The sequence below is a fragment of the Streptomyces sp. NPDC096323 genome (assembly GCF_040302845.1).
GTDB lineage: Bacteria > Actinomycetota > Actinomycetes > Streptomycetales > Streptomycetaceae > Streptomyces.
Map to the genome: position 1 here is coordinate 101,686 of NZ_JBEOSI010000013.1, position 13,203 is coordinate 114,888.

16 protein-coding genes and 1 pseudogene are annotated in these 13,203 nt (G+C 70.9%); 8 read left to right on the forward strand and 9 right to left on the reverse strand.

What is annotated here, in order from left to right; translation table 11 throughout:
• Nucleotides 1-68 precede the first annotated feature (68 nt).
• Nucleotides 69-506 carry a DUF4442 domain-containing protein gene (locus tag ABTX18_RS31270; protein ID WP_352126252.1) on the reverse strand — a complete coding sequence of 146 codons (438 nt, stop codon included), beginning with the start codon at nucleotides 504-506 and terminating at the stop codon, nucleotides 69-71.
• A gap of 154 nt (nucleotides 507-660) precedes the next feature.
• On the opposite strand from ABTX18_RS31270, the gene ABTX18_RS31275 reads away from it, so the two are divergent.
• Together ABTX18_RS31275 and ABTX18_RS31280 are read left to right on the forward strand one after the other, a co-directional pair.
• Complete coding sequence (locus tag ABTX18_RS31275) at nucleotides 661-1,761, forward strand: DUF8017 domain-containing protein (RefSeq protein ID WP_352126162.1); 1,101 nt, start codon at nucleotides 661-663, stop codon at nucleotides 1,759-1,761.
• 106 nt (nucleotides 1,762-1,867) lie between these two features.
• Nucleotides 1,868-3,187 carry an MFS transporter gene (locus ABTX18_RS31280; RefSeq protein ID WP_352126163.1) on the forward strand — a complete coding sequence of 440 codons (1,320 nt, stop codon included), beginning with the start codon at nucleotides 1,868-1,870 and terminating at the stop codon, nucleotides 3,185-3,187.
• Here the strand turns inward: ABTX18_RS31280 and ABTX18_RS31285 are convergent.
• From ABTX18_RS31285 to ABTX18_RS31295, 3 genes are all read right to left on the reverse strand, one after another.
• Entirely contained in the window at nucleotides 3,149-3,994 is an 846-nt protein-coding gene (locus ABTX18_RS31285; RefSeq protein WP_352126164.1) for a spermidine synthase, read from the reverse strand. The genes ABTX18_RS31280 and ABTX18_RS31285 overlap by 39 nt on opposite strands.
• Nucleotides 3,995-4,100: 106 nt before the next feature.
• The gene (gene tuf / locus ABTX18_RS31290) at nucleotides 4,101-5,276 is read right to left on the reverse strand and encodes an elongation factor Tu (RefSeq protein WP_352126165.1); all 1,176 of its coding nucleotides are present in this window, start codon (nucleotides 5,274-5,276) and stop codon (nucleotides 4,101-4,103) included.
• Between the two features lie 304 nt (nucleotides 5,277-5,580).
• Nucleotides 5,581-6,318 (reverse strand): DNA alkylation repair protein, encoded by a 738-nt coding sequence (locus ABTX18_RS31295; RefSeq protein ID WP_352126166.1) that lies wholly within the window; start codon nucleotides 6,316-6,318, stop codon nucleotides 5,581-5,583.
• A 48-nt stretch (nucleotides 6,319-6,366) separates the two neighbouring features.
• Between ABTX18_RS31295 and ABTX18_RS31300 the strand changes: the two genes are divergently transcribed.
• The 4 genes and pseudogenes from ABTX18_RS31300 to ABTX18_RS35915 form a co-directional block, all read left to right on the forward strand.
• Nucleotides 6,367-7,086 carry a TVP38/TMEM64 family protein gene (locus ABTX18_RS31300; RefSeq protein ID WP_352126167.1) on the forward strand — a complete coding sequence of 240 codons (720 nt, stop codon included), beginning with the start codon at nucleotides 6,367-6,369 and terminating at the stop codon, nucleotides 7,084-7,086.
• A gap of 181 nt (nucleotides 7,087-7,267) precedes the next feature.
• Nucleotides 7,268-8,140 (forward strand): undecaprenyl-diphosphate phosphatase, encoded by an 873-nt coding sequence (locus ABTX18_RS31305; protein ID WP_352126168.1) that lies wholly within the window; start codon nucleotides 7,268-7,270, stop codon nucleotides 8,138-8,140.
• Between the two features lie 91 nt (nucleotides 8,141-8,231).
• Complete coding sequence (locus ABTX18_RS31310) at nucleotides 8,232-9,023, forward strand: class I SAM-dependent methyltransferase (protein WP_352126169.1); 792 nt, start codon at nucleotides 8,232-8,234, stop codon at nucleotides 9,021-9,023.
• 235 nt (nucleotides 9,024-9,258) lie between these two features.
• Nucleotides 9,259-9,507, forward strand: a pseudogene (locus ABTX18_RS35915) (transposase); the annotation flags it as partial.
• A gap of 44 nt (nucleotides 9,508-9,551) precedes the next feature.
• Here ABTX18_RS35915 and ABTX18_RS31320 read toward each other — a convergent pair.
• The 3 genes from ABTX18_RS31320 to ABTX18_RS31330 all read right to left on the reverse strand — a co-directional run bounded on the left by ABTX18_RS31320 (nucleotide 9,552) and on the right by ABTX18_RS31330 (nucleotide 11,475).
• Nucleotides 9,552-10,553, reverse strand: a complete 1,002-nt coding sequence (locus ABTX18_RS31320) for an SGNH/GDSL hydrolase family protein (protein ID WP_352126171.1) — start codon at nucleotides 10,551-10,553, stop codon at nucleotides 9,552-9,554.
• Between the two features lie 392 nt (nucleotides 10,554-10,945).
• Complete coding sequence (locus tag ABTX18_RS31325; RefSeq protein ID WP_352126172.1) at nucleotides 10,946-11,128, reverse strand: hypothetical protein; 183 nt, start codon at nucleotides 11,126-11,128, stop codon at nucleotides 10,946-10,948.
• Nucleotides 11,129-11,289: 161 nt separating this feature from the next.
• The gene (locus tag ABTX18_RS31330; RefSeq protein WP_352126173.1) at nucleotides 11,290-11,475 is read right to left on the reverse strand and encodes a hypothetical protein; all 186 of its coding nucleotides are present in this window, start codon (nucleotides 11,473-11,475) and stop codon (nucleotides 11,290-11,292) included.
• 108 nt (nucleotides 11,476-11,583) lie between these two features.
• Between ABTX18_RS31330 and ABTX18_RS31335 the strand changes: the two genes are divergently transcribed.
• Nucleotides 11,584-11,808: a hypothetical protein gene (locus tag ABTX18_RS31335; protein WP_136326307.1), complete on the forward strand. Its 225-nt coding sequence runs from the start codon at nucleotides 11,584-11,586 to the stop codon at nucleotides 11,806-11,808.
• Between the two features lie 85 nt (nucleotides 11,809-11,893).
• On the opposite strand, the gene ABTX18_RS31340 is transcribed toward ABTX18_RS31335, so the two are convergent.
• Together ABTX18_RS31340 and ABTX18_RS31345 are read right to left on the reverse strand one after the other, a co-directional pair.
• Entirely contained in the window at nucleotides 11,894-12,052 is a 159-nt protein-coding gene (locus ABTX18_RS31340) for a hypothetical protein (RefSeq protein ID WP_168713581.1), read from the reverse strand.
• Between the two features lie 201 nt (nucleotides 12,053-12,253).
• Complete coding sequence (locus ABTX18_RS31345) at nucleotides 12,254-12,883, reverse strand: flavin reductase family protein (RefSeq protein WP_352126174.1); 630 nt, start codon at nucleotides 12,881-12,883, stop codon at nucleotides 12,254-12,256.
• Between the two features lie 45 nt (nucleotides 12,884-12,928).
• Between ABTX18_RS31345 and ABTX18_RS31350 the strand changes: the two genes are divergently transcribed.
• Nucleotides 12,929-13,195 carry a hypothetical protein gene (locus ABTX18_RS31350; protein WP_352126175.1) on the forward strand — a complete coding sequence of 89 codons (267 nt, stop codon included), beginning with the start codon at nucleotides 12,929-12,931 and terminating at the stop codon, nucleotides 13,193-13,195.
• Nucleotides 13,196-13,203 lie beyond the last annotated feature (8 nt).

The following is a 13,203-nucleotide window of genomic DNA, read 5'->3' on the forward strand; positions in this document are numbered from 1 at the left end:
CGGCGGGCAGGGCGAAGGGCCGCCGGCTCCCTTGCGGGTGCGGGCGGCCCTGTCCGGGGGCTGCGGGATCAGGCGTTCGGGCGCAGCGTCCAGAGCACGGTCATCTCGCCGGTCACGGCGCCGTCCGCACGCCGGATCTCGATCGCCACCGGGAATTCGGGGCGCCCGCCGGCGTCGAGTTCGGCAACGACGTCGGCCACCGGACGGCCGAGGGTGGCGGTCGCGGTGACCTCCCCCATCGCGAGCTTCTTGTAGGCGATCCGGGCGTTCACCGCGAGCGGGACGGCCCGTGTGAGCTGGTCGCCGAACGCGGCCATGACGATGGCCCCGCTCGCCGATTCCGCGAGGGTGAACATGGCGCCGGCGTGCGGGCCGCCGACGTGGTTGTGGAAGTCGGGCTGGTCCGGCATGCGGACCACCGCGCGGTGGTCCGTGGACTCCAGGAATTCGAGGTTGAGGGTCCGGACCATCGGAACCGACGCGGCGACCATGTCGCCCGCGGTCATCTGTTCAGCGCTCATGAGCCCGATGTTACTCACGAGTAGTCACGTTTGGCCATGGCCCGGCGGCCACCCGCTCCGCCCCGCCCGCATCTCTTCACCGTCCGCTCACGGGGGCGGCCGTAGCCGCTCGGGCGGCGCCCCTCTATCGTTACTCGCCATGTGGCCAGGACAGCAGCCGCCCGGGGGCGAGCAAAACCCGCAGGACCAGAACCAGAACCCGTACCAGCAGCCGGGGTACCAGCAGCCGAACCCGTATCAGCAGCCGGGTTATCAGCAGCCCGGCCCCGAGCAGCAGCCCGGGTACGGCTATCCGCAACAGGGTCAGCCGGGGCAGCAGCCCGGTTACGGCTACCCGCAGCAGGGGCAGCCGGGATACCAGCAGCCCAATCCGTACCAGCAGCCGACCGTCCCGCAGTACGCGGTGCCCGGCGGGCCCCAGCCCGGCAACGACAAGAAGAAGACCACCGTCGTCGCCATCGTCGCGGCGACCGCGGTCGTGGTGGCCGCGGCGGTCACCGGTGTCGTCGTGCTGAACAAGGACGACGAAGCGAGCGGCAAGAACGTCGCCGAGGGCAAGAAGTCGTCCGCGCCCGCCAAGCCCTCCGAGGCCGCGTCCTCGCCCGAGGCGAACCCGCGCGGCACCGACGGCGACGCCAAGCCGCTGATCCCGGGCTGGAAGGTCGTGACCAACCCCAAGTGGGGCACGCAGTTCGACGTGCCCGGCGACTGGGAGGTCGGGTCCCCCGGCACGTTCTCGTACTTCGAGGACGACGCGAAGGATGACGGCTCGCCGCTCATCGGCTTCTCCGCACCGGCGGACTTCAAGCAGAAGTGGTGCGTCGACGACTTCGACAAGGACGGCACCAAGGAGAACTACAGCCTCGCCGGCACCGGCACCCGCGGCGCGGAAGGCGCCACGGACGCCGCCCTGAACGCCCGGAACGAGGCGGGCACCTGGGCGTGGGGCGCGTACGCCCAGCACATGCCGAAGAAGACCATCAAGATCAGCAAGGCGAAGCAGTACACCACCAAGTCCGGGCTGACGGGCAGCGTGGTCACCGCCACCGCTCCCAACGTCACCAAGAAGAAGAAGTGTGACAGCGACGGCAAGACCATCGCCTTCACCTTCAAGAACAGCAGCGGGGCGTTCTCCTCCTGGGTGCTGTACGCCGCCGCCGGTGTCGAGGGCGAACTGCCGGACGCGACGGTCCAGAAGATTCTGAGCACGGTCCGGCTGGTGAAGATCACCAAGTCGTGACCGGGCGGGCGGCCCCGCGGGGCTGACCCTGCGGCACTGCCACTTGCGGGATTGACCAGCGGGAATGCATTTGGCACAACGGGGTCGCTGCCGCGATAGTCCCTGAGTGACTGAAGCAGCCGATCCCGCACCCCTCTCGGACCGCCCCGCCCCGGCGGGCCGCAACTACCGGCTGCTGACCGCCGCCGCGATCATCACCGGCCTGGGCACCCATGGCGCGCTGATCGCGGCGGCGTTCGCGGTTCTGCAGGCGGGCGGCGACGGCGGGGACGTCGGTCTGGTGGCCGCCGCGAGGACCGCGCCGCTGGTGCTCTTCCTCCTGATCGGCGGGGCGATAGCCGACCGGCTGCCGCGCCACCGCGTGATGGTCGCGGCCAACGCCCTCAACTTCCTCTCCCAGGGCGCCTTCGCCTGGCTGGTGCTCGCCGGCGACCCCCAGCTCTGGCAGATGATGCTGCTGACCGCGCTGTGCGGCACCGGACAGGCCTTCTTCAACCCCGCGGCCGAGGGCATGCTGATGTCCAGCGTCAGCGGTGAACAGGCCGGCCGCGCCTTCGCCCTGTTCAGGATGTCGATGCAGGGCGCGGCCATCGGCGGCGCGGCACTCGGCGGGGCCATGATCGCCGCGATGGACCCGGGCTGGGTGCTGGCCGTCGACGCCGCCGCCTTCGCCGTGGCGGGTGCGCTGCGCGCCTTCCTCGACGTCAGTCACATCCCCTCACGGGAACCGGGCGGCGGTCTGCTCGCCGATCTGCGGGAGGGCTGGCAGGAGTTCGTCGGGCGCCCCTGGCTGTGGGCCATCGTGGCGCAGTTCTCGGTGGTCGTCGCCGCCGTGGGGGCCGCGGAGGCCGTCTACGGGCCGCTGGTGGCCCGGGACGAGCTCGGGGGCGCCCGGCCGTGGGGATTCGCACTCGCCGCCTTCGGTGTCGGCACGGTGGCCGGGGCCTTGCTGATGATGCGGTGGAAGCCGCGGCGGCTACTGCTCGCCGGAACGCTCTGCGTCTTCCCGCTGGCCCTGCCGTCGGCCGGGCTCGCCGTCCCGCTGCCGGTGGAGGGGCTCTGCGCGGTGATGTTCGTCAGCGGGGCGGCCATCGAGGTGTTCGGGGTCTCGTGGATGACGGCGATGCACCAGGAGATCCCTGAGGAGAAGCTGTCACGGGTCTCGGCGTACGACTGGTTCGGCTCGGTCGCCATGGTGCCGGTCGCCACCGCGCTCGCGGGTCCGGTGGAGTCGGTGGTCGGCCGCGGTCAGGCCCTGTGGGGCTGTGCGGGTCTGGTCGTGCTGGTCACCGGCGCGGTGCTGTTCGTGCCGGACGTACGCAACCTGACCCGACGGACCTCGTCCGCCGAGGAGCCGGCCGTGGTCCCGCCCGTGATCCCGCTCGTGTCAGCCGATGCTGAAGGCGCCGTCGGGCGGCTCGGGTGAGGCGACCGCCTCGTCGTCGCCGACGGGCCGGGCGCCCTTGAGGAGAGCGGCCACCGCGTCGCCGTACTCCACCCGGGCGGGAAACGCGTCGGCGGCGCAGCGACGGGTCAGGACGGCCGTGTCGAGGGGGGACCGCGACGCGACGAGGACCACGTTGCCGAAGCGCCTCCCGCGCAGCACGGACGGCTCGGCGATCAGTGCCAGCTCCCCGAAGACGGTCGCGAAGGTGGCCAGCTGCGAGCGCAGGAAGCCGAAGGGCGCCCCGTCCGCCAGGTTGGCCGCGTAGATCCCGTCCGCGCACAGAGCCCGTGCCGCGGCCCGCGCGTAGGGCACGGACGTGAGGTGGGCGGGCACCCGCGAACCGCCGAAGACGTCCGCGATCACCAGGTCCACCGAGCCGGGGGCGGTCTCCTCCAGGAGTTTTCGGGCGTCCGCGGCGTGCACGGTGATCCCGCTGCGGTCCGGCAGCGGAAGGTGCCCGGCGACGAGGTCGAGCAGTGCCCGGTCCGCCTCGGCGACCTCCTGCCGGGAACCGGGCCGCGTCGCGGCGACGTAGCGGGGCAGCGTGAGGGCGCCACCGCCGAGGTGGAGGACATCCAGCGGTGCGCCCGGTGCGGCCGCGCAGTCCACGACGTGGGCGAGCCGTCGCGCGTACTCGAATTCGAGGTGCTCGGGCGCGTCCAGGTCGACGTACGACTGGGGTGCGCCGTCGACCGTGAGCAGCCACGCGCGCTCCCGGTCCACGTCGGGGAGCAGCCTGGCGGTGCCGTGGTCCACGTCGCGCACGACGGGTATCGACTCGTTCACTCCCCCATTGTGCTGGGTGGGACCGGCTGTTCCGACCGTGAGGGCGCACGTCGACGGGGCCGACTCCCGCGGGTACGGGAGGCGGCCCCGGAAACGGCCGTACGCCTCAGAGCAGTCCGGTGACGGTGCCCGCGCCGACGGTGCGGCCGCCCTCACGGATGGCGAAGCCCAGGCCCGGCTCCAGCGGCACGTCCCGTCCCAGCTCGACGGTCATGGTGACCGTCTCGCCGGGGCGCGCGACCGCCGCCGCCCCGAGGTCCACGTCGCCGACGACGTCGGCGGTGCGGATGTAGAACTGCGGCCGGTAGCCGGTGGTGACCGCGGTGGTGCGGCCGCCCTCGCGCCCCGACAGGACGTACACCTGCGCGGTGAAGCGCCGGCTCGGGGTGACGCTGCCGGGCGCCGCCACGACGTGTCCGCGTCGCACCCGGTCGCGCTCGACCCCGCGCAGGAGCAGGGCGACGTTGTCGCCGGCCTCGGCGGACTCCATCGGCTTGCCGAAGGTCTCGAGCCCGGTGACGACCGTCTCGATGTCCGCGCCGAGCACGGACACCCGGTCGCCGACGCGCACGGTGCCGCGCTCCACGGCGCCCGTGACGACCGTGCCCCGGCCGGTGATGGTCAGGACGTTCTCCACCGACAGCAGGAAGGGCGCGTCGGTGTAGCGCACCGGCATCGGCACATACGTGTCGACCGCGTCGAGCAACGCCTCGACGGCCGCGGTCCAGCGCGGGTCCCCCTCCAGCGCGCGCAGGCCCGACACCCGCACGACGGGGACGGCGTCGCCGCCGTACCCGTGCGCGGACAGCAGCTCGCGCACCTCCAGCTCGACCAGGTCGGTCAGCTCCGGGTCGCCCGCGTCCGCCTTGTTGAGGGCGACGACGATGTGGTCGACGCCCACCTGGCGGGCGAGCAGCACGTGCTCCGCGGTCTGCGGCATGATCCCGTCCAGCGCGGAGACGACGAGGATCGCCCCGTCGAGCTGGGCGGCGCCGGTGACCATGTTCTTGATGTAGTCGGCGTGTCCGGGCATGTCGACGTGCGCGTAGTGGCGGGTGCCGGTCTCGTACTCGACGTGCGCGATGTTGATGGTGATCCCCCGCTGCGCCTCCTCGGGCGCCCGGTCGATGCGGTCGAACGGGACGTAGGAGGTGCTGCTGCCGGAGCGGTCGCTGAGGACCTTGGTGATGGCGGCGGTCAGAGTGGTCTTGCCGTGGTCGACGTGGCCCATGGTGCCGATGTTGAGGTGCGGCTTGGTGCGCACGTATGCCGTCTTGGGCATGGTTCATTCCTTGGGATACGAAGCTGTGTGAGGGGACCCCGGGGCCCGGCCGACCCTCCCCTTGCGGGGTCCGCCGGACAGTCGGGGGAGGGTCAGCTTCGGGCGCCGCCGAGGGGCGCTGCGGCAGCGTTGAACGCTGCCGCGGCCACTGCTGCGAGGGGGCTCACGGCAGCCTTCGGCGTGTCCGCGACTGCGGACTGCGCTGCGAGGAAGGCGTACCGGAACATGGCTCGATCATCTCCGACGGCTGCCGGACCGTCGAGCGAATTACCGCGGACCGTAGGGAGGTTGGGCCCGGCCCTCCTCAGAGGTGCTTGGTGGCCTCTCGTACGGACAGCGGCGCCAGCCGGTCCCGGGCGCCGTCGACGAAGTCCCGTACGGCCTGCGGGTCCGTCCTGGCGTACTCGCGCAGGGCCCAGCCGATCGCCTTGCGGATGAAGACGTCGGGGTGGTCCGCGCGGCGCAGGCAGTGAGCGAAGAGCCGCTGCGGGTCCGTGGCTTCCCCGAAGCGGAGTTGGTGCAGGAGCGCCGTGCGGACGATCCAGAGGTCGTCGTCCTCGATCCACTCGTCCATGACCGGCCGCAGTTCCGGGTCCGCGGCCACCAGCGGCCCCGCGGCATGGACGGCGAGGATGTCGACGGTGTCCCACCAGGAAACGGTGGTGACCAGCTGCCGCAGCACCGGCATGAATCCGGACGAACAGCGCGCGATGTGGCGGCGCAGATAGTCGGCGGCGAAGTAGTGGTACTCCCGCTCGGGCAGGGCCCAGCAGCGCAGAGCGATAGCGGCGCAGTCCGTCGCCTCGGGGCGGGCGGTCCCTTCGAGGACGGTGCGGGACAGGGCCCGGCGGCGGGGTGCGGGGATGCCGAGGAACGGCGCGACGTCCTTCATGTACGCGGCGGCCGACCGTGCACGCACGGGGTCGGCGGCCGTCGGATACAACAGCGTCAGCCGCTCCAGCACGGTGTCGGCGAGAGCGCTGCGCGGCGGGCCGGGGGCTGCCTCGGCACGCTCCCGGGCCGGTTCGGCTGCGTGGCTCACAACATCACATTACGACGATCGGATACGGGATTCGGATACTCTCCCCGAATGCTCGACCCCGTCCCCGTCCCCGCCCCCCGGCCCGCCGGTGGCCTCGCCGTGCGCTGCACGCGCGTGCTTCTGTCGCCCTGGTCCCGGTTCTCCCTGCTCGTGGCGGTCCTGCTGGGCGCCGCGACGACGATGCTGCTCCTGGAGCCCCAGCGGCTGCTGACCTCGGGCTGGCCGGCCCAGCTGAGCGGCGGGACCGCCGCGGCGGTGCTCTTCGGCCTCGCGTACGGCGTCTGCACGGTGGCCTTCGTCCCGAGACCCCTGCTGAATCTCGCCGCCGGTGCGCTGTTCGGCTCCCAGGCAGGGCTGGCGGCGGCCCTGGCGGGTACGGTCCTGGGCGCGGGCATCTCGTTCATGCTCGGCCGGGTCCTCGGCCAGGAAGCGCTGCGTACGCTGCTGCGCGGGCGCTGGATGCGGGCGGCCGACGGGCAGCTGAGCAGGCACGGTTTCCGTTCGATGCTGGCGCTGCGGCTCTTCCCCGGGGTGCCGTTCGCCGCCGCCAACTACTGTGCCGCCGTCTCGCGCATGGGGTACCCGCCCTTCCTCGTCGCGACGGGCCTCGGCTCGATCCCGAACACGGCCGCGTACGTCGTGGCGGGAAGCTCGGCCTCTTCGCCGACCTCGCCCGCCTTCCTGGCCGCGATGGGGTTCATCGTGCTGACGGGGGCCGGCGGGGCCGTCGTCGCCTGGCGCCGGCGCCACCGGCTCGTCGCGGAGTGATGCGGGGAGCTGCGCGGGGGCAGTCGTCACCGTGTTCATCCGGGGGCGATACGCTGCCCGCGACCGACTGACGATCTCCGGGCCCGGTGCGGCCCTGTCATCACACGACCGCAATCCGCACGCAGCCGGCGGCTCGACGCCGTCGGCCGATGCATGATCACTCCGGGATGGCCCAAGCCCCATGAGCTGGTTCGAATCGTTCGTCCTCGGCCTCGTTCAAGGACTGACCGAGTTCCTGCCGATCTCCTCCAGCGCGCATCTGCGGCTCACCGCGGCGTTCGCCGACTGGCACGATCCTGGCGCGGCGTTCACCGCGATCACCCAGATCGGCACGGAGGCGGCGGTCCTCATCTACTTCCGCAAGGACATCGTCCGCATCGTCTCGGCGTGGTTCAAGTCGCTGACGGACCGGTCGATGCGAGGCGACCATGACGCGCAGATGGGCTGGCTGGTCATCGTCGGTTCGATTCCCATCGGCGTCCTCGGTGTGACGTTCAAGGACCAGATCGAGGGCCCGTTCCGCGATCTGCGGCTGATCGCCACCACCCTGATCGTGATGGGCATCGTGCTCGGCGTCGCCGACCGGCTGGCCGCACGCGACGAGGCGGGCGGCAAGCACCGGGCCATCAAGGAGCGCAAGTCGCTCAAGGAGCTCGGCGTCAAGGACGGCCTGATCTTCGGCTTCTGCCAGGCGATGGCCCTCGTCCCGGGCGTCTCCCGGTCGGGCGCGACGATCAGCGGCGGTCTGCTGATGGGCTACACCCGCGAGGCGGCGGCGCGTTACTCGTTCCTGCTCGCCATCCCGGCGGTGCTCGCCTCGGGCGTCTTCGAGCTGAAGGACGCGGGCGAGGGCCACGTGGCGTGGGGCCCGACGATTTTCGCGACCCTCATCGCGTTCGTGGTGGGGTACGCGGTCATCGCCTGGTTCATGAAGTTCATCACGACCAAGAGCTTCATGCCGTTCGTGATCTACCGCGTAATCCTCGGGGTGCTGCTGTTCGTCCTGGTGGGAGCCGGCGTACTGAGTCCCCACGCCGCTGAGTCCGCGGGCTGACCGGGTCCGCTTCAGCGGATTTCTCAGGCTCGCGGCTGGAGCCGCTCGCAGGTGCCGGCCGTGTCCACTTGACTGAAGCAGGGAGTTGGACGTGCAGGACGATGCCGTCGACCCGAGCGCCCACAACCGGGCAGCCTGGGACAAGTACGTCCAGAAGGGCAACGAGTGGTCGCGACCGGTGAGCGCCGATGACGTCGAGCGCGCCCGCAGGGGCGACTGGTCGGTCGTTCTCGTCGGGCGTGAGCCGGTCGACCGCTCCTGGCTGCCGCCGGACCTGACCGCCACGGACGTGTTGTGCCTGGCCTCCGGTGGCGGCCAGCAGGGTCCGATCCTCGCCGCCGCGGGGGCGAGGGTCACCGTGTACGACAACTCGCCCCGCCAGCTCGGCCAGGACCGGATGGTGGCGGCGCGCGACGGACTCGAACTGCGCACCGTTCTGGGTGACATGGGCGACCTCGGCGCCTTGGGCGACGCAGCATTCGATGTGGTGTTCCACCCGGTCTCGAACCTGTTCGTACCCGACGTGGCACCGGTGTGGCGTGAGTGCTTCCGCGTCCTGCGACCGGGCGGAACCCTGCTCGCGGGCTTCCTCAACCCTGATGTGTACTTGTTCGACCACGAGGCCCTCGACGAGCGCGGCGAGCTGGTCGTCGTGCACAAGCTGCCCTACAGCGATGTCACGCACTACTCCGCCGAGGAGCGTGCCGCGAGGTTCGGCGCGGATGCCGCGCTCGAATACGGTCACACCCTCACCGACCAGATCGGCGGGCAAATCGCCGCGGGGTTCGTCGTCACCGGCTTCGCGGAAGCACCGGACAAATCCAACGCATCCGCCCCCTACCTGTCGAGCTATTTCGCGACGCGGGCGGTCAAGCCGGGCTGACCGGCTGAGCCGGGGCGACGGCCGCGCCATTTCGACCATGGCTCCTGCTGTCGATGAGCTCGCCCCGCTCGGGATCTCGTCGAGTGTCGCCGAGGCCGCCTCGACCGCCCGCTTGCCGCGCTCCTCGATCACGATCAGCCGGGCACGGCCGTCCGTAGGGTCGGGGACCCGGCGGACCTGGGCCGTGTTTTGGAAGTGGCTCCCGTGTCTCGCCTCGTACCGTGATGATCTCGGTGTGGGGCGAGGGGATCTTTCTGATGATCAGTGGGCAGTGTTGTGCCCGTTGCTGCCGGTCGCGATGTTGGGCAGGCCGTCGGTGTGCCAGCGGAAGCTGATCAACGGGATCCGCTGGCGGGTTCGGACCGGGGCCCCGTGGCGGGATCTGCCGGCGGAATACGGTCCGTGGCAGACGGTCTACGGGCTCTTCCGCCGCTGGCAACGCGATGGGGTCTGGTCGTCGGTACTGACCAGGCTGCAAGCGCGGGACCTTCGCCCGTGCTGCCCTCGACCCAGGTGATCAAGTCTCCCTCACCATCCCGTCGGCAGACTGCTGAGGAACGGGGCAAGCCGGTCGGCGATCACCCGGTCATCGTGAGCCGAGGTGTGCCCGTCGCATCCGAGGAAGTCCAGGCCCGTCTGATCGAGGAACCAGTAGTGGACCCCGCTGTCGCCGGCGTCGTTGCACGCCTCGACTACCTGCCGCACGTGCTCGGCGTTTCTGTCGAAGCCGACGGCCACGAGGGTGGTGCTGGCACCGTAGCGCGTCCGCAGTTTCCGGAGGAACTCGCCGTAGGCGGTGCGGTAGGTGGCCGCGAGGCTGTCGGGCGTCCACGGTTCACCGGGGGTGAGGTCGGTGAAGTCGTTGGAGCCGAGGTTGACCACCACGATCTGAGGGCGCCACGTCCCCGGGTTCTGCCAGACGTCGCCCTCCACGTTCAGCAGGGCGCGGTCGTAGTAGGTCCGGTACGTGACGTCCGGGATGATGCCGGCCACGTTGCGCACCATGCCGAGGCCGGAGAAGCCGTTGATCTGGTAATCGGCGTCCAACTGCTGGGCAGTGAGGGCACCGTGGCTCACGTCGCTGTTGGTGTTCCGCTTGACCTGCTCCGGGTTGCAGTCGCTGGTGCCCGACATATTGCCGTAGCCCACGGTGATGGAGTCCCCGATGAACTCGATCTGGCGGTCCCGGGGCGCCGGCTTGCTCAGTACGGCGCCCCCGGGCGCGGCGACGAAACCTCCGAACGTGCTGGTCTCCCCCGGGGTGTCGTTGCGCTTGACGACCCGGACCGTGTGCTCGCCGTCCCGCAGGCCGTTGATCCAGTGTGTGGTGTCACCGGGTGCGACCAGCGTGGCGACGGTGGCCCCGTCGACCTGGACGTCGTAGTCGGCGGCCGCGCACTCGAGTACCACCCCGAGGCCAGTCCCGCGGAAGCGGCCCTCGAAGTACACCCCAGGCCAACTGAACTGCACCGTCTTCCCCAGGTCCCTTATCCGCCCTGCGGTGTGCACCTGCTCCGAAACGCTCTTCACGGAGACCAGTTGACTCAACTCATACCGCGAGCCCGCGTCCACTGCAGCAGGCGCCGCCGCGCGCCTCCCGCGCTCTGGCTTCGCGTTCCCTCCTCTGAAAGTCATCTGTGTGCCGTCTCTCCGTCCCAGTGGCGCATCGGTGGGTCACGGCTGAACGTCCGACATTCCACCCCGGCATGTCAACCAATTTGCAGGTACGAAAAGATCAATAGGCGTCTCTTTGAGACGACTTGCGGGGCGGGCTGTGACCAGCGTGCGCCAACACTTCAGGTCCGCGAAGCCGTGCTCCAGCAGGGCCCGGACGGCGGCCCGGGGCCTTGGTGTATTGACCCACACCGTCGCGACGCCCGGCACACCGAGAACACGCGCCGAACGCCGCTACACGGGGACTTCTAAAACACGGCCTGGCCCAGGCGTTCCAGCTGGTCGACCAGCACGCCGGCGCTCTGCTTGCTCATTTGCGCCTGGTCAGCGAGGTCCGTGAGGCGCGAACCGTCCAGGGCGACCCGTTGGAAAACCCGGCACTGGGCGAGGGTCCAGTCGTCGAACCCGGCATCCTGCTGGGCCCGGAACATCCGGTTTTCGGTGTACCGGGGCCCACCGGCAAGGGCCGGGAGGCGGCGTTCTCCGGCAGGGCGGTCTGGTTCACCGGTGCGACGTTCTCCGGCGGAACGGGGCAGCTTCACGTGGGCGTCGCTTGCCGCGGGCCGGCAGGCGCCGCGCCCCCTGGACCGGTTCAGTGGTCCGGGTGCGCGTCTGTCTTCAGCGCCCATGCACGGCCCGTACAGCCCGCAGGGAACGGCGGGAAACGGTGCCCCTTCACGTCCGTACTCCAGTGGTGGCCCGCACCGCAGTCGCACTCGTAGATTCCGCTCTCGGGCACGATCTCGCCCGAGTGCCATGTCGTCCGGTCCTCGCTCATACCTTCTGTGTACGTCCCACGGCGACCTCCCGCGACCCAGGGAGGCCCTGCGGCCCGCCCGTCTCCGAACCGGATGCGGGCGAGGGCGCCCGGGGCCACGCTGGATGTATGGCTACTCCCCCGATTGTGATCCACCGACCGACACCGTCCGGCGCACGGCTCGTCACCGTGCACATCGCCGGCCGCGAGGAGAGGCTCGGGCTCGCCCACAGCGATCACGATGTCATCGTGTTCCTCGCCGACGCCGGGATGGCGGACCCGGCGCGGGCCCTCGACACCCCGTCCCTCGTCGAATGGCAGGGCGCCGCCGCCCATGACTTCGCGGCCGCCTGAGCCGCGGCGGGAGCACCGGATACCGCGCTGCCCCCGCCCCGCCTGAGCGGGTACGGGGGCAGCGCGGGCCTCGACTCGGGCGGTGTCACTCGGTCTCGACGAAGGGCGGAAGATCGGGTTCGACGAACAGCCCCTGGTAGCGCGGTGTCGGCATGGCCTCGACACGGCCGGGGGCCTCGGACGCCGAGCCCGCCTCGCTCTCGTCCGAGCGCCGCTGCACCTGGCGGGGCGGGGTATCAGCCATCGGGTCTCCTGTTGCTTCGCAGTTGCTTATGAGGACCCCGGGACGCCGTCCGGAACTCGGAACGCGGCGGCGACGGGGTGTGGCACCGTCCCGGCCCCACACCCACCAGGGCACCGGTATCCGACGAGGCATGCTGAGAGTATCCGTTGTCGCGGGCCGGGCTGTCGGCACCGTCGCCCGGGCCGCTCGTCATTCGTCTGCTCAGCCGCGTCGGCGGGCGTCGCTGTCCTCCTGCCACCGGGTGTACGGGACGCGGGAGATCTCCCGGACGCCTCCGAAGGTGCCCCACTCGTCCTTGCCGAGCCGGGTCAGCGGGCGCAGCGCGGTGACCTCCGGATGCCCGTCCGTCATGACGTCCTCGTCGACCGCGGCGTGCAGGACCCGGCCGAACACGACGGTGGAGTCGCCGAGCAGGACCGTGCTGTGCAGCTCGCATTCCAGCGCGACCGGCGATCCCGCCACACGCGGCGGCTTCACCCGTAGGCTGGGCTCCTGCGCGATGCCCACGGCCTCGAACTCGCTGACGCCGCGCGGAAAGTCGGTCGCCGTGGCGTTGATCTGCTCGAAGAGGTGCTCCGGGGCGAAGTTCACCACGAAGGAGCCCGTCGCCTCGATGTTGCGCAGGGTGTCCTTGCGCCCGACCGAGGTGAACTGCACGACGGGCGGGCTGACGCAGGCGATCGTGAAGAAGGAGTGGGGGGCCAGATTGGCCGTCTCGCCGTCCGGGGTGACGGTGGAGATCCACGCGATGGGCCGGGGGACGACCACGGCGGTGAGCAACCGGTAGAAGGCCGAGGACGGCATGGTCCGAGGATCGAAGTCGACGCGCATGAGCAGCAGTATCCCGCGCGGCCGACACCTGTCCTCTGCATGGTGATGGACGCCACGCGCCCTGCGGACACCTGGCATCTGTCGACCCGCACCCCCACCGAGTGGGGTTTCCCCTCCGGGCAGATCCCCGCCAACTCCCCCAAGGGCTCCGCCGATGTGCCGATGCCGCTGCCCGACTACGGCGTCGCCACCGGCATGCGCGGTGACGTACGGGCGGGGCGGCCCGTCGCGGTGACGCTCTCCGGCACCACGCAGGAATGGCTGACCGACTCCGTGAAGGCCGACGCGGCAACACTGTCGCCTTCGGCCTGAGTGACGTC

Coding starts and splice junctions, on each gene's coding strand:
- ABTX18_RS31325 (WP_352126172.1), bottom strand. CDS start 11,128: ATGTTCCGGGCCCAGCAGGATGCCGGGTTCGACGACTGGACCCTCGCC.
- ABTX18_RS31350 (WP_352126175.1), top strand. CDS start 12,929: ATGGACGCCACGCGCCCTGCGGACACCTGGCATCTGTCGACCCGCACC.
- ABTX18_RS31345 (WP_352126174.1), bottom strand. CDS start 12,883: ATGCGCGTCGACTTCGATCCTCGGACCATGCCGTCCTCGGCCTTCTAC.
- ABTX18_RS31305 (WP_352126168.1), top strand. CDS start 7,268: ATGAGCTGGTTCGAATCGTTCGTCCTCGGCCTCGTTCAAGGACTGACC.
- ABTX18_RS31300 (WP_352126167.1), top strand. CDS start 6,367: ATGCTCGACCCCGTCCCCGTCCCCGCCCCCCGGCCCGCCGGTGGCCTC.
- ABTX18_RS31330 (WP_352126173.1), bottom strand. CDS start 11,475: ATGAGCGAGGACCGGACGACATGGCACTCGGGCGAGATCGTGCCCGAG.
- ABTX18_RS31275 (WP_352126162.1), top strand. CDS start 661: ATGTGGCCAGGACAGCAGCCGCCCGGGGGCGAGCAAAACCCGCAGGAC.
- ABTX18_RS31335 (WP_136326307.1), top strand. CDS start 11,584: ATGGCTACTCCCCCGATTGTGATCCACCGACCGACACCGTCCGGCGCA.
- ABTX18_RS31340 (WP_168713581.1), bottom strand. CDS start 12,052: ATGGCTGATACCCCGCCCCGCCAGGTGCAGCGGCGCTCGGACGAGAGC.
- tuf (WP_352126165.1), bottom strand. CDS start 5,276: ATGCCCAAGACGGCATACGTGCGCACCAAGCCGCACCTCAACATCGGC.
- ABTX18_RS31270 (WP_352126252.1), bottom strand. CDS start 506: ATGACCGCGGGCGACATGGTCGCCGCGTCGGTTCCGATGGTCCGGACC.